Annotated in this window: 18 protein-coding genes and 1 pseudogene; 14 read left to right on the plus strand and 5 right to left on the minus strand. The window is 64.4% G+C overall.

What is annotated here, in order from left to right:
• The 12 genes and pseudogenes from nuoH (at position 1) to OU995_RS15960 (ending at position 14,070) form a co-directional block, all read left to right on the plus strand.
• Positions 1-1,110 carry an NADH-quinone oxidoreductase subunit NuoH gene (gene nuoH / locus OU995_RS15905; protein WP_267830991.1) on the plus strand — a complete coding sequence of 370 codons (1,110 nt, stop codon included), beginning with the start codon at positions 1-3 and terminating at the stop codon, positions 1,108-1,110.
• Positions 1,111-1,158: 48 nt separating this feature from the next.
• A pseudogene (gene nuoI / locus OU995_RS15910) lies at positions 1,159-1,615 on the plus strand (NADH-quinone oxidoreductase subunit NuoI).
• 72 nt (positions 1,616-1,687) lie between these two features.
• Entirely contained in the window at positions 1,688-2,326 is a 639-nt protein-coding gene (locus tag OU995_RS15915; protein ID WP_267830992.1) for an NADH-quinone oxidoreductase subunit J, read from the plus strand.
• Positions 2,326-2,637 carry an NADH-quinone oxidoreductase subunit NuoK gene (gene nuoK, locus OU995_RS15920; RefSeq protein WP_058935569.1) on the plus strand — a complete coding sequence of 104 codons (312 nt, stop codon included), beginning with the start codon at positions 2,326-2,328 and terminating at the stop codon, positions 2,635-2,637. Before OU995_RS15915 ends, nuoK begins: the two co-directional genes overlap by 1 nt.
• Before the next feature lie 25 nt (positions 2,638-2,662).
• Positions 2,663-4,702 (plus strand): NADH-quinone oxidoreductase subunit L, encoded by a 2,040-nt coding sequence (gene nuoL / locus OU995_RS15925; protein ID WP_267830993.1) that lies wholly within the window; start codon positions 2,663-2,665, stop codon positions 4,700-4,702.
• Positions 4,703-4,718: 16 nt separating this feature from the next.
• Positions 4,719-6,188 carry an NADH-quinone oxidoreductase subunit M gene (locus OU995_RS15930; protein WP_267830994.1) on the plus strand — a complete coding sequence of 490 codons (1,470 nt, stop codon included), beginning with the start codon at positions 4,719-4,721 and terminating at the stop codon, positions 6,186-6,188.
• A gap of 12 nt (positions 6,189-6,200) precedes the next feature.
• The gene (nuoN, locus tag OU995_RS15935; RefSeq protein WP_267830995.1) at positions 6,201-7,679 is read left to right on the plus strand and encodes an NADH-quinone oxidoreductase subunit NuoN; all 1,479 of its coding nucleotides are present in this window, start codon (positions 6,201-6,203) and stop codon (positions 7,677-7,679) included.
• Between the two features lie 45 nt (positions 7,680-7,724).
• Positions 7,725-8,057, plus strand: coding sequence for a DUF2818 family protein (locus OU995_RS15940; protein WP_267830996.1), 333 nt, complete (start codon positions 7,725-7,727; stop codon positions 8,055-8,057).
• A complete protein-coding gene (locus OU995_RS15945; RefSeq protein WP_267830997.1) occupies positions 8,041-8,664 on the plus strand; it encodes an NUDIX domain-containing protein in 624 nt (207 codons plus the stop codon). Before OU995_RS15940 ends, OU995_RS15945 begins: the two co-directional genes overlap by 17 nt.
• 25 nt (positions 8,665-8,689) lie before the next feature.
• Complete coding sequence (locus tag OU995_RS15950; RefSeq protein WP_267830998.1) at positions 8,690-9,235, plus strand: DUF1178 family protein; 546 nt, start codon at positions 8,690-8,692, stop codon at positions 9,233-9,235.
• 243 nt (positions 9,236-9,478) lie between these two features.
• A complete protein-coding gene (locus OU995_RS15955) occupies positions 9,479-10,777 on the plus strand; it encodes an efflux RND transporter periplasmic adaptor subunit (protein WP_267830999.1) in 1,299 nt (432 codons plus the stop codon).
• Positions 10,778-10,794: 17 nt separating this feature from the next.
• Entirely contained in the window at positions 10,795-14,070 is a 3,276-nt protein-coding gene (locus OU995_RS15960; protein WP_267831000.1) for an efflux RND transporter permease subunit, read from the plus strand.
• Between the two features lie 97 nt (positions 14,071-14,167).
• Here OU995_RS15960 and OU995_RS15965 read toward each other — a convergent pair whose 3' ends face one another.
• Together OU995_RS15965 and OU995_RS15970 are read right to left on the minus strand one after the other, a co-directional pair.
• Positions 14,168-15,589 carry an FAD-binding oxidoreductase gene (locus OU995_RS15965; protein ID WP_267831001.1) on the minus strand — a complete coding sequence of 474 codons (1,422 nt, stop codon included), beginning with the start codon at positions 15,587-15,589 and terminating at the stop codon, positions 14,168-14,170.
• 56 nt (positions 15,590-15,645) lie between these two features.
• Positions 15,646-16,062, minus strand: coding sequence for a DUF2069 domain-containing protein (locus tag OU995_RS15970; RefSeq protein ID WP_267831002.1), 417 nt, complete (start codon positions 16,060-16,062; stop codon positions 15,646-15,648).
• A gap of 19 nt (positions 16,063-16,081) precedes the next feature.
• On the opposite strand from OU995_RS15970, the gene OU995_RS15975 reads away from it, so the two are divergent.
• Positions 16,082-17,320, plus strand: a complete 1,239-nt coding sequence (locus tag OU995_RS15975; RefSeq protein ID WP_267831003.1) for a YihY family inner membrane protein — start codon at positions 16,082-16,084, stop codon at positions 17,318-17,320.
• A gap of 82 nt (positions 17,321-17,402) precedes the next feature.
• Here OU995_RS15975 and OU995_RS15980 read toward each other — a convergent pair whose 3' ends face one another.
• The 3 genes from OU995_RS15980 to OU995_RS15990 all read right to left on the minus strand — a co-directional run bounded on the left by OU995_RS15980 (position 17,403) and on the right by OU995_RS15990 (position 19,957).
• Complete coding sequence (locus tag OU995_RS15980; RefSeq protein ID WP_267831004.1) at positions 17,403-18,401, minus strand: hypothetical protein; 999 nt, start codon at positions 18,399-18,401, stop codon at positions 17,403-17,405.
• 376 nt (positions 18,402-18,777) lie between these two features.
• Positions 18,778-19,086 carry a hypothetical protein gene (locus OU995_RS15985; protein ID WP_267831005.1) on the minus strand — a complete coding sequence of 103 codons (309 nt, stop codon included), beginning with the start codon at positions 19,084-19,086 and terminating at the stop codon, positions 18,778-18,780.
• A gap of 292 nt (positions 19,087-19,378) precedes the next feature.
• Entirely contained in the window at positions 19,379-19,957 is a 579-nt protein-coding gene (locus OU995_RS15990) for a helix-turn-helix domain-containing protein (protein ID WP_267831006.1), read from the minus strand.
• Positions 19,958-20,089: 132 nt separating this feature from the next.
• Between OU995_RS15990 and kbl the strand changes: the two genes are divergently transcribed.
• Positions 20,090-21,340 carry a glycine C-acetyltransferase gene (gene kbl, locus OU995_RS15995; protein WP_267831007.1) on the plus strand — a complete coding sequence of 417 codons (1,251 nt, stop codon included), beginning with the start codon at positions 20,090-20,092 and terminating at the stop codon, positions 21,338-21,340.
• Positions 21,341-21,350: the final 10 nt, after the last annotated feature.

Here is a 21,350-nt window from a genome sequence, read left to right on the forward strand (position 1 = left end):
ATGGACAATCTATACAACGCCGGCGCCTCGCTGTGGGATGGCGCTTTCTGGGCAGGCGCCTGGCTGGTGATCTGGAGCCTGCTCAAGATCATCGTGGTGGTGGCGCCGCTGATGATCTGCGTGGCCTACCTGACCCTGTGGGAACGCAAGGCCATTGGCTGGTCGCAGATCCGCCCGGGCCCCAACCGCGTGGGCCCGATGGGTCTGCTGACCCCGATCGCCGATGCGGTGAAGCTGATCTTCAAGGAGATCATCATCCCGTCGGCGGCCAACAAGAGCCTGTTCTTCCTCGGCCCGATCATGACCATCATGCCGGCGCTGGCCGCCTGGGCGGTGGTGCCGTTCGGCCCGGGTGTGGCCGTGGCCGACGTCAATGCGGGCCTGCTGTTCGTGATGGCCATCACCTCGCTGGAGGTCTACGGCGTGATCATCGCCGGCTGGGCTTCCAACTCGAAGTACGCCTTCCTCGGCGCGCTGCGCGCCTCGGCGCAGATGGTGTCGTATGAAATCGCCATGGGCTTCGCGCTGGTCATCGTGCTGATGGTCACCGGCTCGATGAACATGACCGACATCGTGGTGAGCCAGGACACCGGCAAGTTCGCCTCCATGGGCCTGAGCTTCCTGTCGTGGAACTGGCTGCCGCTGCTGCCTGTGTTTGTGGTGTATTTCATCTCCGGCCTGGCAGAAACCAACCGTCACCCGTTCGACGTGGTGGAAGGTGAATCGGAAATCGTGGCCGGCCACATGATCGAGTACTCGGGCATGTCGTTCGCGATGTTCTTCCTGGCCGAATACGCCAACATGATCCTCGTCTCGGCCCTGGCCGTGGTGATGTTCCTGGGCGGCTGGGCGGCACCGATCTCCTTCAGCGTGCTCGGTATGGACACGCCGTCCATCATCGAGAAGACCATGCCCTTCTGGAACTGGTTCTGGCTGTTCTTCAAGACCTTCGTGGTCGTGACCGGTTTCCTGTGGGTGCGTGCCACGTTCCCCCGGTTCCGCTATGACCAGATCATGCGTCTGGGCTGGAAGATCTTCATTCCGGTCACCCTGGTGTGGCTGGTGCTGGTGGGTCTGTGGATCCAGTCCCCATTCAATATCTGGAAGTAATCCGAGGTGTCCGCTGTGAGCTCCATCAAGGACCTACTCAAGAGCTTCATGCTCACCGAGCTGTTCAAGGGCATTGGCCCTGACCGGCCGGCATTTCCTCTCGCGCAACATCACGGTGCAGTTCCCGGAAGAAAAGACGCCGCTGTCGCCGCGTTTCCGCGGTCTGCATGCGCTGCGTCGTTACGAGAACGGTGAAGAGCGCTGCATCGCCTGCAAGCTGTGCGAGGCGGTGTGCCCGGCCATGGCCATCACCATCGAGTCCGACGTGCGTGCGGACGGCTCGCGCCGTACCACCCGCTACGACATCGACCTGACCAAGTGCATCTTCTGCGGCTTCTGCGAAGAAAGCTGCCCGGTGGACTCGATCGTCGAGACCGATATCTTCGAATACCACGGCGAAAAGCGTGGCGACCTCTACTTCACCAAGGAAATGCTCCTGGCTGTCGGGGACCGCTACGAGCCGCAAATCGCAGCCAGCAAGGAGGCCGACGCCAAGTACCGCTGACAGCGGCGCGGCGGCGCCCTTCGAGAGAAGGGCGGTGCGGCTGCGCGCTCCAGCCTGCTTGCAGGAAATCCCATGAACATCACCACCCTGCTGTTCTATTTCTTCTCGGTTGTCCTGTTGGGGTCGTCGGTCCTGGTGATCACGGCCCGCAGCACGGTCTATTCGGCCCTGTTCCTGATCCTGGCGTTCTTTAATGCCGCCTGCATCTGGATGATGCTGAAGGCTGAATTCCTGGCCATCACGCTGGTGCTGGTGTACATCGGCGCCGTCATGGTGCTGTTCCTGTTCGTCGTGATGATGCTGGATTTCGATTCAGACACGGTGCGCAAGGGCTTTTGGAAGCATGTACCCGCCGCCGGCCTGATCGGTGCCTTCATCGCGCTGGAAATGGCGCTGATCCTGATGCCGGGCTTCCGCGTCAGCGAAGCCCAGCCGGTGCCGGCTGACCTGGCCAAGCTGGGCAATACCAAGCTGCTGGGCATCAACATCTACACGCACTATCTGGCACCGCTGCAGATCGCTGCCGTGCTGCTGCTGGTGGCCATCATTGCGGCGATTGCACTGACCCTGCGCGGCCGCAAGGATTCGCGTCACCAAAACCCGGCCGAACAGGTCCGTGTCAAGAAGGGCGACCGTCTGCGCATCATCAAGGTCGCGGCCACGGTGGAACAGCCGGCCGCGCCGGTCGAGAAGAACGAAGGAGCCGCATGATGGGCGTTCTGACACTGGGACATTTCCTGACCCTGGGGGCGATTTTGTTTGCCCTGTCGGTGATCGGCATCTTCCTGAACCGCAAGAACCTGATCGTGCTGCTGATGGCCATCGAGCTGATGCTGCTGGCGGTCAACCTGAACTTCGTGGCCTTCTCCCACTATCTGGGCGACATGGCGGGCCAGGTGTTCGTGTTCTTCATCCTCACGGTCGCGGCGGCGGAATCCGCCATCGGCCTGGCCATCCTGGTGGTGCTGTTCCGCAATCGCAGCAGCATCAACGTGGAAGAGCTGGATGCCCTGAAGGGCTGACGGGCGGCAGGAAGCGAGAAAAACAATGTCTGCAACACTTTCACAGAACATGCTGCTGGCGGTGCCGCTGGCGCCGCTGGTCGGCGCCATCGTGGCCGGCCTGTTCGGCAAGCAGGTGGGCCGCCGTGGCGCCCACACCGTCACCATCCTGGGCGTGCTGATCTCCCTGATCATCTCGGCCCTGACCCTGCAGTCCGTCATCCAGGACGGCGCCCGCTTCAACCAGACCGTCTACGAATGGATGACGCTGGGCGGGCTGAAGATGGAAATCGGCTTCATGATCGACGGCCTGTCCGCGATGATGATGTGCGTGGTGACCTTCGTCTCGCTGATGGTGCACATCTACACCATCGGCTACATGGAGGAAGACCCCGGCTACCAGCGCTTCTTCAGCTACATCTCGCTGTTCACCTTCAGCATGCTGATGCTGGTGATGAGCAACAACATGCTGCAGCTGTTCTTCGGTTGGGAAGCCGTGGGTCTGGTGTCCTACCTGCTGATCGGCTTCTGGTACACCAAGCCGACGGCCATCTTCGCCAACATGAAGGCCTTCCTGGTCAACCGGGTGGGGGACTTCGGCTTCATCCTGGGCATCGGCCTGCTGGTGGCTTATGGTGGTTCGCTGAACTACACCGAGACCTTCGCCAAGGCCAACGACCTGGCCGCGATCAAGTTCCCGGGCCAGGACTGGATGATGCTGACCGTGGCCTGCATCTGCCTGTTCATCGGTGCGATGGGCAAGAGCGCGCAGTTCCCGCTGCATGTGTGGCTGCCTGATTCGATGGAAGGCCCGACCCCCATCTCCGCGCTGATTCACGCGGCCACGATGGTGACGGCCGGCATCTTCATGGTGTCGCGCTTCAGCCCGCTGTTCGAGCTGAGCGACACCGCGCTGAACTTCATCATGGTGATCGGTGCCATCACGGCGCTGTTCATGGGTTTCCTGGGCATCATCCAGAACGACATCAAGCGTGTGGTGGCCTATTCCACGCTGTCGCAGCTGGGGTATATGACGGTGGCCCTGGGCGCCTCGGCCTACTCGGTCGCGGTGTTCCACCTGATGACCCACGCCTTCTTCAAGGCCCTGCTGTTCCTGGGTGCGGGCTCGGTGATCATCGGCATGCACCATGACCAGGACATCCGCAACATGGGCGGCCTGCGCAAGTACATGCCCATCACCTGGATCACCTCGCTGCTGGGGTCGCTGGCGCTGATCGGCACGCCGCTGTTCTCGGGCTTCTACTCGAAGGACAGCATCATCGAAGCGGTGCATGCCAGCCACCTGCCGGCGGCTGGATTCGCTTCGTTCGCCGTGCTGGCCGGGGTGTTTGTCACCGCCTTCTACAGCTTCCGGATGTACTTCCTGGTCTTCCACGGCAAGGAACACTTCCATCACAAGCCGTTCCCGGGTGAGCACGACCATCACGACGACCATGGCCACGGCCACGATCACACGCCGCATGAATCCCCCTGGGTGGTCACGGCGCCGCTGATCCTGCTGGCGATTCCGTCGGTGGTCATCGGCTACCTGACGATCCAGCCGATGCTCTATGGCGAATTCTTCAAGGACGCCATCTTCGTGAACCACGACCTGCACCACGCCATGGGCGAGCTGGCCGAGGAATTCCACGGGGCCTTCGCCATGGCACAGCATTCGGTGAAGACGCTGCCCCTGTGGCTGGCCTTCGCCGGTGTGGTGACCGCCTATGTGTTCTACATGAAGGCGCCGCAGATCCCGGCCACGATCGCTCGTGTGTTCCGTCCGATCGTGACCCTCCTGGAGAACAAGTACTACATGGACTGGTTCAATGAGAACGTGCTGGCCCGTGGCGCACGCCTCCTCGGTACCGGCCTGTGGAAGGTGGGGGACCAGGGTCTGATCGACGGTGTGGTCATCAATGGCGGTGCGCGTACCGTCGGCGGCATCGCCGGCCTGGTGCGGCTGGTGCAAACCGGCCACCTCTACTGGTATGCGCTGGTCATGATCCTGGGCGTGGTGGGCCTGATGACCTGGCAGCTGTGGCCGCATATGGTCAGCCAGCTCATGAACCTGTTCGGGCGTTGATCGGCGGAGAATAAGAATGTTGCTAAGTCTTGCCATTTGGCTGCCGGTCGTTTTCGGCGGTCTGCTGCTGGTGCTGGGTCGCGACGACAAGGCGGGCGCAGTGCGCTGGCTCGCGTTGGCCGCCGCCGTCATCAGCTTCCTCGTCACGCTGCCCGTCATCTCGGGTTTTAATGACGCCACCGCGGCCATGCAGTTCGTCGAGAAGGCGAACTGGATCGAACGCTTCAACATCCACTACCACCTGGGCGTGGATGGCATCTCGATGTGGTTCGTGCCACTGACCGCCTTCATCACCATCATCGTGGTGCTGTCGGCCTGGGAAGTGATCGAAACCCGCGTCCACCAGTACTACGGTGCCTTCCTGATCCTGTCGGGTCTGATGGTCGGTGTGTTCACCGCCCTGGATGGCATGCTGTTCTACGTGTTCTTCGAGGCCACGCTGATCCCGATGTACATCATCATCGGGGTGTGGGGCGGTCCGCGCCGGGTCTATGCCGCGTTCAAGTTCTTCTTGTACACGCTGGCCGGCTCGCTGCTGATGCTGATCGCGCTGCTGTATCTGTACAACAAGTCGGGCAGCTTCGACATCCTGGCCTGGCATCAACTGCCGCTGCCGCTGTCGGCGCAGACCCTGCTGTTCTTCGCCTTCTTCGCCGCGTTTGCCGTGAAGGTGCCGATGTGGCCGGTGCACACCTGGCTGCCCGACGCCCACGTGGAAGCCCCGACCGCCGGTTCCGTGGTGCTGGCGGCGATCATGCTGAAGCTGGGGGCGTATGGATTCTTGCGCTTCTCGATGCCGATCGCTCCGGATGCGGCCCGTGAATACGCCTGGGTGATCGTGGCGCTGTCTCTGATCGCGGTGATCTACATCGGCCTGGTGGCGATGGTCCAGCGCGACATGAAGAAGCTGGTGGCCTATTCGTCGGTCGCCCACATGGGCTTCGTCACCCTCGGCTTCTTCCTGTTCAATGAGCTGGGCGTGTCCGGCGCCATCGTGCAGATGATTGCCCACGGCTTTGTGTCGGCGGCGATGTTCCTGTGCATCGGTGTGCTGTACGACCGCGTCCATTCGCGTGAAATCGCCGACTACGGCGGCGTGGTGAACACCATGCCCAAGTTCGCCGCCTTCGCGGTGCTGTTCGGCATGGCCAACTGCGGCCTGCCCGCCACTGCCGGTTTTGTCGGTGAGTGGATGGTGATCCTGGGTGCCGTCCAGTTCAACTTCTGGATCGGCCTGCTGGCCGCCACCGCGCTGATCTTCGGTGCCGCCTACACGCTGTGGATGATCAAGCGCGTCTATCTCGGACCGGTGGCCAACGACCACGTGAAGGCCCTGACCGACATCAACGCGCGTGAATTCCTGATGCTGGCCATCCTGGCGGTCGCCGTGCTGTGGATGGGCGTGTATCCCAAGCCTTTCACCGACGTGATGCACCAATCGGTCACCGAGCTGCTCAAGCACGTCGCGGTGTCCAAGATTCAATAAAGGCCCACCACAATGACTGAAATGAACTGGGTCGCTGCCTACCCTGAAATTGCGCTGCTGGTGATGGCCTGCGTGGTCGCGCTGGTGGACCTGTTCGTGACCGATCCGCGTCGCACCCCCACCTACTGGCTGACGCAGCTCAGCCTGGCGGTGGTGGCGGCCATGCATTTCGCGGCCATGGGCGATGCCCCGGCCGTGGCCATGCAGGGCATGATGATCGTGGACCCGATGAGCCATCTGCTCTCCGGGGTCTCGGCCATCGCGCTGATCGTCACGCTGGTCTATGCCCGTCCGTATGCGGAATCGCGCGACATGCTCAAGGGTGAGCTGTTCACGCTGAGCATGCTCTCGCTGCTGGGCGTGGGTGTGATGGTGGCCGCCAACAACTTCCTGATGATCTATCTGGGTCTGGAGTTGATGAGCCTGTCGCTGTATGCGCTGACCGCGCTGCGTCGCGACCACACCGTCTCCACCGAAGCCGCCATGAAGTACTTCGTGCTGGGCGCGCTGGCCTCGGGCTTCCTGCTCTACGGCCTGTCGATGATGTATGGGGCCACCGGCTCGCTGTCCATCCCGCGCGTGTTTGAAGTCGTTGCTTCCGGTGCGCCCAACAAGGCAGTGCTGGTGCTGGGCGTGGTGTTTGTGGTGGCCGGCCTGGGCTTCAAGCTGGGGGCGGCTCCCTTCCACATGTGGGTGCCGGACGTCTACCAAGGTGCGCCGACCGCTGCCACGCTGCTGATCGGTGGCGCCCCCAAGCTGGCCGCCTTTGGCATCACCCTGCGTCTGCTGGTGGATGGCATGCTGCCGCTGGCGGTGGACTGGCAGCAGATGCTGCTGGTGATGGCCGTTGCATCGCTGGTGGTGGGCAACCTCGCCGCCATTGCGCAGACCAACCTCAAGCGCATGCTGGCGTACTCCACCATTGCCCAGATGGGCTTTGTGGTGCTGGGTCTGGCGTCAGGGGTGGTCAACGGCTCCAGCGACTACGCGCTGAATGCCTACAGCTCGGCCATGTTCTATGCCATCACCTATGTGCTGACCACGCTGGGCAGCTTCGGCCTGGTGATGCTGCTGTCGCGCCAGGGCTTCGAGTCCGAGCAGATCAGCGATCTGGCGGGCCTGTACAAGCGCAGCCCCTGGTTCGCACTGGTCATGGCCATCTACATGTTCTCGCTGGCCGGCATTCCGCCGACGGCAGGCTTCTACGGCAAGCTGGCCGTGCTGCAGGCCATGGTCACCACCGGCTCCGAGCTCTACATCTGGCTGGCGGTGATTGCGGTGATGCTGTCGTTGATCGGCGCGTTCTACTACCTGCGTGTGGTGAAGGTCATGTTCTTTGATGAACCGACCGACCGCTCCAGCCTGACCGCGCCGACCGACGCCCGTCTGGTCATGTCGATCAACGGCATCGCCGTGCTGGTGCTGGGCATTGTGCCCGGCGGCCTGCTGACGCTGTGCAGCCAGGCGCTGACCCGCGCGCTGACGCACTGATATCGGCATCGGGTCTGCACAGGAAAAGGGCAGGGTCGCTTCCGCATGGAACAAAGCGCGTCGGTCTGGACCGTTCTGGTGGTGGCGCTGATTGCCGCCAATCTGCCCTACCTCAGCTCCCGGGTGCTGCTGGTCGGCCCCCGGCGAGAGCCCAAGGCCGCCGGCTGGCGCCTGCTGGAACTGTTCTTGCTGGCCCTTCTGACGCTGGCCATCGGCGTCGGGCTTGAGGCCCGGCTGGGTCAGCGTTACCCCCAGGGCTGGGAGTTTTATGCCGCCGCCCTGGCGCTCTTCATCACCCTGGGGTTCCCGGGCTTCGTGTGGCGTTACCTGCGCCGCTCCCGCACCCTCGTTCGAGAGTTCGATGACGACGACCGCTGACGATCCGTCCCCCGGCATCCCGCCCGCCGCAGATGCCGACCCCCATCTCGTTGAATTGCCGCTCGACTCCCAATGGGTGTTGCGCGGCAATTTTCTTCAGGTCAGCCGTGACCACGTCCGTTTGCCGAACGGGCGGCAAGCCACCCGCGAATACATCCGACACCCGGGCGCGGCGGTCATCGTCCCCATCCTGGAGGATGGCCGATTGCTGCTGGAGCGTCAGTATCGGTACCCGATGGGTCGGGTGATGCTGGAGTTTCCGGCCGGCAAGCTGGACCCGGACGAGCCGCCGCTGACCTGCGCCCAGCGGGAACTGCTGGAGGAAACCGGTTACCGGGCCACGGAATGGGCCTATGCCGGGGTGATGCACAACGCCATTGCCTATTCCACCGAGCGGATCGAGATCTTCTTTGCGCGCGGGCTGGTGGCGGGTGAACGCAAGCTGGACGACGGTGAATTCCTGGATGTGGTCGCCCATGACCAGGAGGAACTGGAGCAAATGGTGATCAAGGGCGAACTGACCGATGCGAAGTCGCTGACCTGCCTGCTCTGGCTGGCCCGCTGGCGCGCCGGCGCCTGGCCATTGACCTGGACTTCCGCAGGCTGAAGCCGGAACGGCTAGCATTCCAACCATGTTGGTATTGAACCTGGCATGTGAGGCGGGCCACGGCTTTGAGGGCTGGTTTGGTTCCGCCGCCGATTTTGAATCGCAGCAGCAGCGCGGCCTGCTGAGCTGCCCCATGTGCAACAGTTCGGATGTTCGCCGGATGCCGAGTGCCCCACGGCTCAATCTGTCGGCCGCTTCGGCGCCGTCGGCGTCGGCGTCCCAAACTGAGCGATCCGAGCGGTCCGAGCGGTCCGAACGCTCATCGCGTCCAGAACCGTCCGCCGCGCTGGTGAACACCTCGTCGTCGCCCGTGGAGGCCCCCGCCGACGGGCCCGTCACCCCCATCGCCTTGCAGCGGCAGGTGATGCAGGCGGTGCGCCAACTGATCGCCAACACCGAAGACGTGGGTGAACGGTTCGCCGAAGAGGCCCGCCGCATCCATTATGGAGAAACCGAAGCCCGCGGGATCCGCGGCCAGGCGACTCCCGACGAAGCCCAGGCGCTGGCCGAAGAGGGCATCGACGTCGTGGCGCTTGCCGTGCCGGACGCGCTCAAGGACCCCCTTCAGTAATCGCCGCCCCGGCACAGCGGCCCATTCACTCCCCACTGGGTCGGAGCACAAGCCCCTTCAAGTTTGGGAGTGCAGCCTCCGCGCGACTGTGACGATCATCACGGGCGCCTCCAGGCGTTAAGCTAGCGCGCCTTTCGCACGAATCCGGCAAAAAAGACCGAGAAGCGCACGCCGTGCTTGCAGGTGTGTCGTGGTGCGCAAAGCCCCACTGTGTTCTCGCCTGCTTATGTCGGAGCCTCCTTCATGCCGCCCCTGTTGCGTCTGTCCCTGATTGCCCTTGCGTCCCTGGCCAGCCTGGCCGTTCTGTCTGCCTGCACCCCCTCCGATCCCCAGGCTGCTCGCGAGAAGGGCTCCGACACGGCGGCAGTGGCCAAAAGCGCCGCGCCCAGTCTCATCCTGGCCCCGGAAGATCTCCAGACGCTGGGCGTCAGCGAATATGCCAGCGGGCCGGTCATCACCGGCTCCATCCAGCCGGAACGCCGGGCCGATCTGCGGGCAGAACTGCAAGCGGTGGTGCTGGCGGTCTACAAGGAAAATGGCGAGACGGTGAAGCGCGGCGACCTGCTGGCCCGGCTGGACGACACCGCCATCCGCGACAGCGTGCAATCGGCAGATGAAGCCGTCCGTGCGTCCGCCCAGAGCTTTGAGCAGGCCGAACGCCAATACCAGCGTCTGAAGACCTTGCAGGCCCAGGGCATGAGCTCCATCCAGGCCATGGAAGATGCCGAGGTCCGCCGCAACAATGCGCAGAGTGACCTGGTGGCCGCCAAGGCCCGGCAGGCCACCGCCCGCCAGCAGCAGCAACGCACCGAAATCCGTGCCCCCTTCGATGGCGTGGTGAGCGACCGCAAGGTGTCGGCGGGCGACTCGGCCCAGGTGGGCAAAGAGCTGATCAAGGTGATGGACCCCGGCAGCATGCGCTTTGAAGGGCTGGTGTCCGCCGATCGCATGTCCGAACTCAAGCTGGGCCAGACCGTCTACTTCAAGGTCAACGGTTATCCGCAGGTGGACTTCCAGGGCAAGGTCCGCCGGATTGCCCAGGCGGCCAATGCCAACACCCGGCAGGTGGAAGTGCTGGTCGATTTCATCGGCGCCCAGCAGCCTGGCGTGGCCGGCCTGTATGCCGAGGGGCGGGTGCAGACGACCCGTGTGTCCGCCCTGATGGTGGCGGACAGCGCGCTGGTGCGCGAGGGGGACCGCAGCTATGTCTGGCGCATTGACGGACGTGCCTTGCGCAAGGCGGAGATCAAGCTTGGCGCGCGTGATGAACGCCAGGGCCTTTATGTGGTGGACAGCGGCCTGAAGGGGGGCGATCGCATCCTGCGCCATCCCAACAGCAGCCTGCAGGACGGCCAGGCCCTGGACTTCACCCAGGCGCCATCGCCCGCTGCCGCCCCCTCATCCCCCAAGGTGTCCCCCAAGGCGTCCACCAAGGCGTCCACCATGACTTCCTCGGCTGAAGCCGACGGTGTGTTGGTGGCGGCGCCTTGCGCGCCTTCCGCGCTGGCCTGCGCCAGCCCCTTGCACCTGCGGGCTGTCTGATCCGGACGGAGACCGACATGTTCCTTTCCAATTTCTCGGTCAAGAAACCGGTCGCGATGATCGTGGTGATCATCATGCTGATGTGCACCGGTTTGCTGGCCCTGCACAAGCTGCGGGTCAACCAGATCCCGGATGTGCAGGAGCCGGTGATGGTGGTCAGCATCACCTATCCGGGCGCTTCCCCGGAAACGGTGGAGCGCGAGGTGATCAACCGCATCGAGAAGTCGATGCAGAGCATCCCGGGTGTGACCGAAGTGCGGGCCACTGCCAATGAGGGCACGGCCCAGTTCATCCTGATCTACGAGTTCAGCAAGAACATGGCCGAGGCGGCCGACGAGATCCGCAATTCGATTGGCGCGGTGCGTCACAAGCTGCCCACCGAAATGCGGGAGCCGGTGCTGCAGCGGTATGACCCGTCGTCCGAGCCGGTGATGCAGCTGGCGCTGTCGTCCAGCACCGAAAGCCATGCGGAAATTTCCCGCCTGGCGGAAGACCAGTTGGCGGACCGCTTCCGCTCCCTCTCCGGTGTGGCCACCGTCACGGTCAACGGCGCACTCAAGCGTGAGTTGTCGGTGCTGCTCAATGCGCAGAAGTTGCGTGAGTTCAATGTCTCGGTCACCGAGGTGGTGCAGGCCCTGCGCATGCAAAACACCTCCGCGCCGGTGGGCAAGGTGCGCGGCACGCTGGAGGACCAGAGCATTCGCCTGCTGGGCCGCATCGAGTCCCCGGAAGATTTCACCCAGATCGTGGTGAAGCGCTCCGGCAATGAACTGGTGCGGCTGGGCCAGGTCGCGACGGTCCAGGACGGTTTTGCCGAGCAGACTGGCCTGTCGGTGCGCAACGGCCATCCCAATGTGGGCTTGGCCGTCACCCGATCACGCGATGCCTCCACGGTCAGCGTGGCCGACGAGACCCGCAAGCTGGTGGACGAGATCAACAAGACGCTGAAGAAGGGCACCCAGCTGGAGGTGACCCAGGACGGCGGCAAGGACGCCCAGGACAGTCTCAACAACGTGATCCATGCGCTGGTGTTTGGTGCGGGTCTGACGGTGTTTGTGGTGTATGTCTTCCTCAACTCCTGGCGTTCGACGCTGATCACCGCACTGTCGTTGCCGACCTCGGTGATTGCCGCCTTCATCGCCGTCTGGCTGTGCGGCTTCACGCTGAACTTCATGAGCCTGCTGGGGCTGTCGCTGGCCATCGGGGTGCTGATCGACGATGCCATCGTGGTGCGGGAGAACATCGTGCGCCACATGGAGCGGGGCGCGGACCGCCGCACCGCCGCACTCAAGGGCACCGCTGAAATCGGCCTGGCGGTGGCTGCCACCACCTTCTCCATCGTTGCCGTGTTTGTGCCGGTGGCCTTCATGCCGGGTGTGTCCGGTGAATGGTTCCGGCCTTTTGGCCTGACCGTGGTGGCCTCGGTGCTGGTGTCGCTGTTCATCTCCTTCACGCTGGACCCGATGCTGTCGGCCTTCTGGGGCGATCCCCCCGGCTATCACGAGCAGCCCAAGACCGGCATTTCCCGTTGGCTGGAACGCTTCAACCATTGGTTCGACGGCCTGGCGGATGGCTATGGCCATGTGATCGCCTGGGCCTTGCATCACCGGCGCTGGATGGCCTTCTTCGCCATGCTCAGCTTTGTGCTGGCCATTGCCATCCAGGCCAAGTTCGGTGGCAGCAGCTTCCTGCCCAAGACCGACTCGGGCACCATCGCCATCGATGTCCGTACGCCGGCCAGCTCCAGCCTGGAGTATTCACGTCTGAAGCTGGCGGCTGCGTCGGCGTTGGCACGGGAGATCCCCGAAACCAAGGCCACGAATGAAACCGTGAATGTGAGTGGCGGCCGCATCTATGTGGGCCTGGGCAAAAGCACCCAGCGAAAGCGCAGCGCGGCGGAGATCGCCGCCGACCTGCGCACGCGTGTGTCGCGCCTGGTTGGTGCGGAATACGTGGTGCTGGATGACCTGAACAATGGCGCGCAGAAGCCGGTGCAGATTCGTTTCTCCGGCACCGACTCCCGCAAGCTGATGGAGTTGACCACCGAGTTCATGGAGAAGCTGCGCAAGGTCCAAGGCGCGGTGGATGTCGGCCTGTCCGAGCAGGATCCGCAGGACGAGCTGCAGATTGAGTTGAACCGCGGTCTGGCGAACTCGCTGGGGATTTCGGTGGGCGATGCAGCCAGCGCGCTGCGGGTGGCGTTTGCCGGTGTGGAAGTCGGCGACTGGGTGGACCCCAGCGGCGAAACCCGCGATGTGTCGGTGCGTCTGGCGCCACAGGACCGGGTGGATGCCTCCAACATCGAACGCCTGCCGATCTCGGTCACTGGCACCGGGGTGATGGTGCCGCTGGAGCAGATCGCCACCGTCACCATGGGCAAGGGCCCCGCCAAAATCCAGCATGCGGACAGCAAGCGGATGATTGCGGTGTCGGCCAATGCGCATGGGCGCTCGTCCGGCGAAGTCACGGCCGATGCGCTCAAACTGGCCAAGTCGATGAACTTCCCACCGGGCTATGGCATTGCGCTGGCCGGGGATGCCAAGAGCCAGCAAGAGGTTTTTGGCGCCATGATCGTGGCACTGGCCTCCGGCATCGGCCTGATGTATCTCATCCTGGTCATGCAGTTTGGCAGCTTTACCGCGCCGATGGGGGTGATGCTGTCCCTGCCACTGTCGCTGATCGGTGTGGTTCTGGCGCTGAAGGTCACCGATGGTGGCCTCAACCTGATGAGCCTGATTGGTGTGATCATGCTGGCCGGGTTGGTGGCCAAAAATGCCATCTTGCTGCTGGATGCGGCGCGACATGAGGAGTCGGAGGGTGTGTCGCGTGAAGAGGCGCTGATGCATGCCGGCCGCAAGCGCTTCCGGCCCATCCTGATGACCACCTTTGCACTGATTGCCGGCATGCTGCCGGTGGCCATCGGGGTGGGAGAGGGCGGTGAGTTCTATCGTCCGATGGCGGTGGCCATCATCGGCGGGACCATCACGTCCACCTTCCTCACGCTGCTGATGGTGCCGTGTTTCTACGACAGCATCGAGATCTTCTTCGAGCGCCAGCGGCAGCGTTCCGCGCGCTGGAGCCAGCGATGGCCGCTACCGGTGGCGGTGGTGGTCAATATCCTGCAGACGGTGCTGGTGTTCCTGGCGCTGATCAGCGGCCTGCTGTTCCTGTGGTGGGTGGTGAGCAACGATTGGAACGGTCATCGCGCAAAGGCAAAGGCAAAGGCTGATGCCGATACCGCCGTGATGCCGACGCCTCGGGTCGATCAACACGGCGCGCCGGGCGACGACTGACGCACAGGCCGCTGGGGCGGGGGGGCACTGCGGCCCAATCCAAAGAGCGATTGGGCCGCCAGATCAGAGGCCGATCAGAGGTCCGTCGGAGCCCGAATCAGATCATCCGATTCGGATTGAGCAAGCCCAGCGGATCCAGCGCCTGCTTGATCTGTCGCATCAGCGCCAGCGCAACCGGGCTTTTGCGCTGTGCCAGCTCCTCCCGCTTGAGCTGCCCGATGCCATGCTCCGCAGAAATCGAGCCGCCATGCGCCATCACCTGGTCATACACCAGCGCGTTGACCGCATGCTCATGGTTCTTCAAGAACACGGCCGGGGCCATGCCGTCTGGCGCCTGCAGGTTGTAGTGCAGGTTGCCGTCGCCCAGATGGCCGAAGTTCACCAGGCGTGAACCAGGGAATTGCCCGGCCAGCAGCGCGTCGCAGGCCGCCACGAAGTCCGGAATGCGCGACACCGGCAGGGCGATGTCGTGTTTGATGTTCAGGCCTTCTTCGCTTTGCGCCAGCGGAATCGATTCACGCAGATGCCACATCGCCTGGCTTTGCGCCAGACTTTCGGCCACCGCCGCATCCTCGATCACGCCGTCCTCCAGCGCCTGAGACAACACCCCTTCAAACTGCTCCCGTGCATGGGTTTCGCTTTCGTTGTCCGACAGCTCCAGCAGCACGGTCCACGGCCGGGCGCCCAGCGGCTGCGCCAACTGCGGGAAATGCCGCGCCACCAGCGCCAGCGACTGCGCATTCATCACCTCGAAGCCGGTCAGCGCCGCGCCGCAGCGCGACTGCGCCAGACCCAGCAAGCGTACGGTTGATGCCAGCGACGTGCAGGCGGCCAGCGCCGTCATGCGTGCACGCGGCTGCGGGAACAGCTTCAGCGTGGCAGCGGTAATGATGCCCAGCGTGCCTTCGGCCCCGATGAACAGGTCGCGCAGGTCGTAGCCGGTGTTGTCCTTGCGCAGCCCGGAGAGGCCGTCCCAGATTTCGCCTTCGGCGGTCACCACTTCCAGACCCAGGCACAGCTCCCGCGCATTCCCATACCGCAGCACCTGGGTGCCGCCGGCATTGGTCGACAGATTGCCGCCAATGGTGCAACTGCCTTCTGCCGCCAGGCTCAGCGGAAACAGCAGGCCGGCCTGTCGGGCGGTCTCCTGCACCTGTTGCAGCACGCACCCGGCATCCACGGTGAGGGTGAGGTTGTCCGTGTCGAGTTGCCGGACCTTCTGCATCCGCTGCAGGCTCAGCAGCAACTGGGTGCCGGAGTCGTCCGGCACACCGCCGCCGACCAGGCCGGTGTTGCCCCCCTGCGGCACCAGCGACACGCGGTGCTCACGCGCCAGCTTCACCACGGCGGCGACCTGCTCGGTCGTTTCTGGCCGCAACACGGCCAGGGCACGGCCGTGATAGCGCTTGCGCCAGTCCTGCTGATAGGCGGTGAGTGCTTGCTCGGGCATGGTGCCTGGCACCAGCACATGGGCGTCTCCCAGCAGGTGTTTCAAGGTGTTGATCAGGTCACGGGTCATGCTTGAATCCTTGGGGCTGCGACAGCGTCGGTATCGCCGAGGTCAGTGGTCAGCGGTCAGGGGGCGGCTGGCGTCGCCTTGGGCGCCGCCAGCCGCTGGCGCACATGCATCGCGCAGGCGGTGAAGATCACCACCGACAGCAGCACTTCCGCAGTGGCGAGCACGGCCCCCAGGCCCGGTTCCGAAGTGGCGCGCACCAGGCCTTCGAGGGCGTAAAGCCAGACGAACAGGCTGAGTGCGCGGAAGGTGTAGAGCCGGTACCGCCACAGGCCGACCAGCGGCAGCAGCAGCGGCAGCGCCTTGAGGGCCAGCGTGCCGTGTCCCACCGGTACCAGCCACCCTTCCCAGGCCACGCAAAGCAGAGCGAGGGCCACCGTGGCCAGCAAGGCCAGGTGCCGGCTGATGCGTTGCGGACGGGTGGGCAGGGGGCGAGGGGCCTCAGGCGCCAGGCCATGCGCTTGCAAACTTGACATGGCTGGCATCATAGCCAGCATGAACATCAGGATGCGTGTGTCGGAACAGGGCTGGCGTGAGGGGCTCCGGGAGCTGTGGCAGGGCTTGCGCCGTTGGCCGTGGCTGGACACATTCCGCGTGTTTGTTCAGCGCTACCGGGAGGAGCGGCTCGGCCTCACCGCCGGCAGCCTGACCTTCACCACGCTGATCTCGCTGGTGCCGCTGCTGACGGTGGCCCTGGCCTTGTTCACCGCCTTCCCGATGTTTTCGGCGTTTCAGGGGGCGTTGGAGAAATACTTCCTCAAGTCGCTGGTGCCGGACACCATCGCCCGGCCGGTGCTGGGGTCGCTGACGCAGTTTGCCGCCAAGGCCAATCGGCTGGGGGCGGTGGGCCTGGTGGTGCTGGCGGTCACTGCGCTGATGCTGATGTTGACCATCGACCGCACGCTCAATCAGATCTGGCGGGTGCAGCGGCCCCGGCCGATTGCACAACGGGTGTTGGTGTATTGGGCCGCGCTGACCCTGGGCCCCTTGCTGCTGGGCGGCAGCCTCACGCTCACCAGCTACCTCATCACCACCGGCAAGGACCTGGTCAACAACATGCCACGCAGCCTGGTGGTGCTGCTCTCCAGCGTGGATCTGGTGGTGCTCTGGGCGGCCATGGCTGCGTTGTTCCATTACGTTCCCAACACCGACGTCCGCTGGCGCCATGCGCTGGTGGGTGCGGGTTTTGTGGCGGTGGCCTTCCACCTGGCCAAACAGGCGCTGGCCTGGTACGTCAAACAGGTGCCGACCTATTCCACCCTGTATGGTGCCTTTGCGACGGTCCCGATCTTCTTGATCTGGATCTATGTGGGCTGGTCGATTGTGCTGCTGGGCGCCATCCTGGCGGCCAATGCGCCAGCCTTGGCCGGTGGGGTCAGTGTGCGTCGCGCCGCGCCGGGCATGCAGCTGGAACTGGCGCTGGACATCCTGCGGGAACTGGAATCGGCTCGAACCTCGGGGGGGACTGGCCTCACCTTGCTCGGCCTTTCCGAGAGCCTGTGCGTGGACCCGCTGCAACTGGAGCCGGTCATCGACCAGTTGATCGACCTGGACTGGGTGGGCCGGCTGGAGGAGGACGGGGCCCAGCGCCTGGTGCTGTTGTGTGATCCGGCTGCCACCCGCGCCGAACCCTTGATCCACGCCTTGCTGCTGCCGCGCAGCGACAGCCTGGGGGCCTTGTGGTCCGGTGCGAAGTGGGACCAATTGACGCTGCGGGCCGTGATGGTGAAGTGACGGCGCTGTGACGGTGTTGTGGCGGCGCTGTAGCGACGCTGTAGCGACCCTGTGGCGGTGTTGGGACGAGACGTGATCGGCCTCACCGCCGGAACGGCATTCCCGACAGCATCATCCTGCCCATCGTCAGCAGCGACGCCACGTCCTCAGGTCGACGGATCAGGTCATTGCTGATCTTGGCTCGACCTTTGCCGCAGGCTTGGGAGACAGCGTCGCACAGCTGGTCCTGCCAGCGCGGCTGGGTGCGGAGCATCTGGTAGAGCTCGCGGGCCACCGCAACCAGGCCCGCCTGCCGGCCGCCATCGGCACTCTGGAGGGCGACCATGCCGCCGTCCTGCTGCAACTCCTCGGCGCGGGCGCAGAGGGCCAGCAGTGTGCGCGGGGAGGGCGTCTGTCTGTCCAACATCGGCACCCGCAGCCAGGTCAGCTCCGCAGCGGCGGCGTCGCTGCCGTTGTTCCATGGTGACGGGGCCACGTCGTGGCGGCTGGAGACGGGGCTGCCATTCACCACGTGGCGCACGCCCACCTTGCGTTCCACGGAGGCGTGGTGCCCCAGCATGCCTTCGGTCTCCACCGCAAACCCTTGCGGCGTGGTGGGGCAACGGAACTCAACACGTGTGTTGCCCTTCACCCAGGGGGCATTGCTCTTCATGCAGCTCTTGTCCGTGGCATCCGGGCTGCTGACGTCGATCACCGTCCGGATGTCATGGTGGAGGCAGGCGGCCGCCCAGGCGCCGGTCTCCCGGTTGCCGGGGCGCGCCATGACCAGCGTCTGCGCGTCCAGCACATTGGCGTCCAGCGGCACACCCGATTCGCTGCCCAAACTCGGATCCACCGCCAACTGGGAGCTGCGGTGCTTGAGCAGGCTGACCTCGGTGTGGCTGCCCGGCGGCGTGTTGGGAGGGAAGGTGTCATTCAGCTCCTGAAGCAGTGCCACGGCGTCCGGCCACTGGGATTTCCAGAGGGTCAATTCCGCCGCATTCCCAATCGGCGGTTCCGACGGCTTGGTGGAGAGACGGGGCGCATGGCTCGATGGGGGAGACGGCAGGTTCGGGGCCGTGGCGATGGTATTCAGCTTCATCAGTCACCTCAGGACCAGGAGATGAAGCTTGGTGGGGGCATGGAGGTTTTCGGTTGCAAACCTTCTGCGCCAGGCTGCCAAAAATTGATCAATCCACCCCCATCAAACGGGGAGGTGGCGCCAACCGACCTACTTGGCTGGGCCTCTGCCGCTCCTGCCGCGGATGGCCTTTGACGCCTAGCAAACCCATCAGGATTGCCAACGCTCTGCCCCTCCCGCCGGGGACTGCCTTGTGAGGCTCAGCCTGAATGGACTGCGGTTCATTGCTGGGTCGGGCCTCATCGCCAGCAGCTCGTTGCCAGGGTCTCGTTGCTGGCACTTCGTTGCCAGCAGCTCATTGTGAGCCGGTCATTGTGAGCCGGTCATTGGGAGCCGGTCAGCGCCAGAGCTTGAGGGCCAGGGCACTGGCGAGCAGGAGCAGGCCCAGCAACCCGAACGCCCATCGGGCCCAGCGCCCGCGCGACGAACTGGCGTTGGGGGTGAACGCATGGCGGGCCGCCGAGGGCGTCGACGGGCCAGCATGCAGCGGCGCGCTCTCGGACGCACGCTGTACATGAATGTGGGGGGCCACCAGGCCGTCGCGCACGCGTTGCTCTGCCACACGCAGGCGCGCGAAGCCTTCCAGCATGGCCAGACGCTGGAGTTGATCGTCGGGGGCAGGCCTGATGCTGGTGGGCGACCCCACGACGTGGGTGGAATCAGTGGCGGAGCCAGCCGCAGAACCAGCCGCAGAACCGGCTGCAGAACCGGCTGCAGATCCAGCTGCAGATCCAGCTGCAGCGCCAGCCGCCGACCCCTCGGGCCCGAACCGCTGGGCGTGCGACGGATCCGGGACTGACTTCAGTGAGCGTTGTTGCATCAATTGAACTACCTGAAACGCTCCCTCTCTCTTGGTGACGATTCTGAAGGCAGGTCAGGGAGAAGTCGGTAACAGAGCGTTCGCTTCCTTTGATGCGTGTCGCGTTCGCTGGATGACCTCAGGCATGCAGCACCGCGAGCATCGCGGTCGCCGGCTTTTTGCCCAGGTTGCGGATGGCATGGGTGCCGTCCACGGCATACCGTGCGGTCTCGCCGGCCTTGACGATCTGACGGCTGCCGCCGGCACTGACTTCCAGTTCACCGTTCAGCACGCTCAAGTGTTCCCGAGAGCCCGGCTCATGCGCCTCGGACTCCAGCGCGCCGCCCGGCTGCACCGTCAGTTCATACCATTCGAACTGTCCCGCCAGCTCAATGGGGCCCAGGATGCGCAACCGGCACAGCCCATCCGGGCTGGACAGGCCCGGCGTGGCATGGGCGGCCACCACTTCGATCGGCGGGGCGGCCGGGCGCTCCCCGCCCAGCAGTTCGGACAATTCCACCCGCAGTGCATTGGCCAGCCGCCACACCACCGCCACTGTGGGATTGGCCTGGTTCCGTTCAATCTGAGAGAGCATCGACTTGGAGACTCCCGCGCGACGCGACAGTTCATCCAGCGACAGTCCCTGCGCCTGACGCAATGCCTGCAGCGTCGCGCCGACGCGCGGAGGTTCCAGTTTTTCAGACGGATGGACGGACATGGCTCACTGACAGAGGCAGAGCCTCGGTGGCTGCGCCACCTTGACCCGCTGGATTGATTCCTTGATACTGCACGGCCGTTCGATATAACGGACGTGTTCGATTTAACGGATTGTGCCGCAGGAGTTCCCCGCATGACCACCCAGGCCCCTCAAGACGTCGCCCCCCGTGCCGTCACCAGCACCGCCACCAGCGAAGATTTCTATCGCCATCTGCAAAATGAACTGCAGGGCATTCGCGAGGCGGGGCTCTACAAGAGCGAGCGCATCATCACCAGCCCGCAAGGCGCGGTGGTGACCACCACGCAGGGGCATGAGGTCATCAATCTGTGCGCCAACAACTACCTGGGCCTGTCGGCCCATCCGAAGGTGCTGGAAGCGGCCCATGAGGCGCTGCGTACCCATGGCTACGGCCTGTCGTCGGTGCGCTTCATCTGCGGCACGCAGGACATCCACAAAGAGTTGGAGCAGCGCCTGGCCCGCTTCCTGGGTACCGAAGACACCATCCTCTACGCTGCCGCCTTTGATGCCAATGGCGGGCTGTTCGAGCCGCTGCTGGGCGAGCAGGACGCCATCATCAGCGACGAGCTGAACCACGCGTCCATCATCGACGGCATCCGCCTGTGCAAGGCCAAGCGCTACCGCTACAAGCACAACGACATGGCCGACCTGGAGCGCCAGCTGGTGGACGCCCGCCAGGCCGGGGCGCGCCACGTGCTGGTCTTCACCGACGGTGTGTTCTCGATGGACGGCACCATTGCCCAACTGGACATCATCCGCGAGATCACCCACCGCCACGGCGCGCTGCTGGGCATCGACGAATGCCATGCCAGCGGCTTCATGGGCAAGACCGGGCGCGGCACGCATGAGCATCGTGGTGTGTTCGGCAAGGTGGACATCATCACCGGCACGCTGGGCAAGGCCCTGGGCGGTGCGTCCGGCGGTTTCACCACCGGCCGCAAGGAAGTGATCGAGCTGCTGCGTCAGCGCTCGCGCCCGTATCTCTTCTCCAACACCGTGGCCCCCAGCATCGTGGGCGCATCGCTGGCCGTGCTGGACCTGCTGGAAGCCAGCACCGCGCTGCGCGACAAGCTGGAAGCCAACACCCTCTATTTCCGCGAAGCCATCCAGCAGGCCGGTTTCCAGATCAAGCCCGGCACGCACCCGATCGTCCCGATCATGGTGTTTGATGCGGTCAAGGCGCAGCAACTGAGCGCGCGTCTGCTGGAGCTGGGCGTGTATGCGGTCGGCTTCTTCTATCCGGTGGTGCCGAAGGATCAGGCCCGGGTGCGGGTGCAGATTTCCGCCGTGCATGAACGGGCCCACCTGGAGCGGGCGGTGGCTGCGTTTGCGCAGGCCGGCCGTGAGCTGGGCCTGGTGAAGTAAGGCTGGGTGG

The organism is Roseateles sp. SL47, assembly GCF_026625885.1.
Classification (GTDB): domain Bacteria; phylum Pseudomonadota; class Gammaproteobacteria; order Burkholderiales; family Burkholderiaceae_C; genus Roseateles.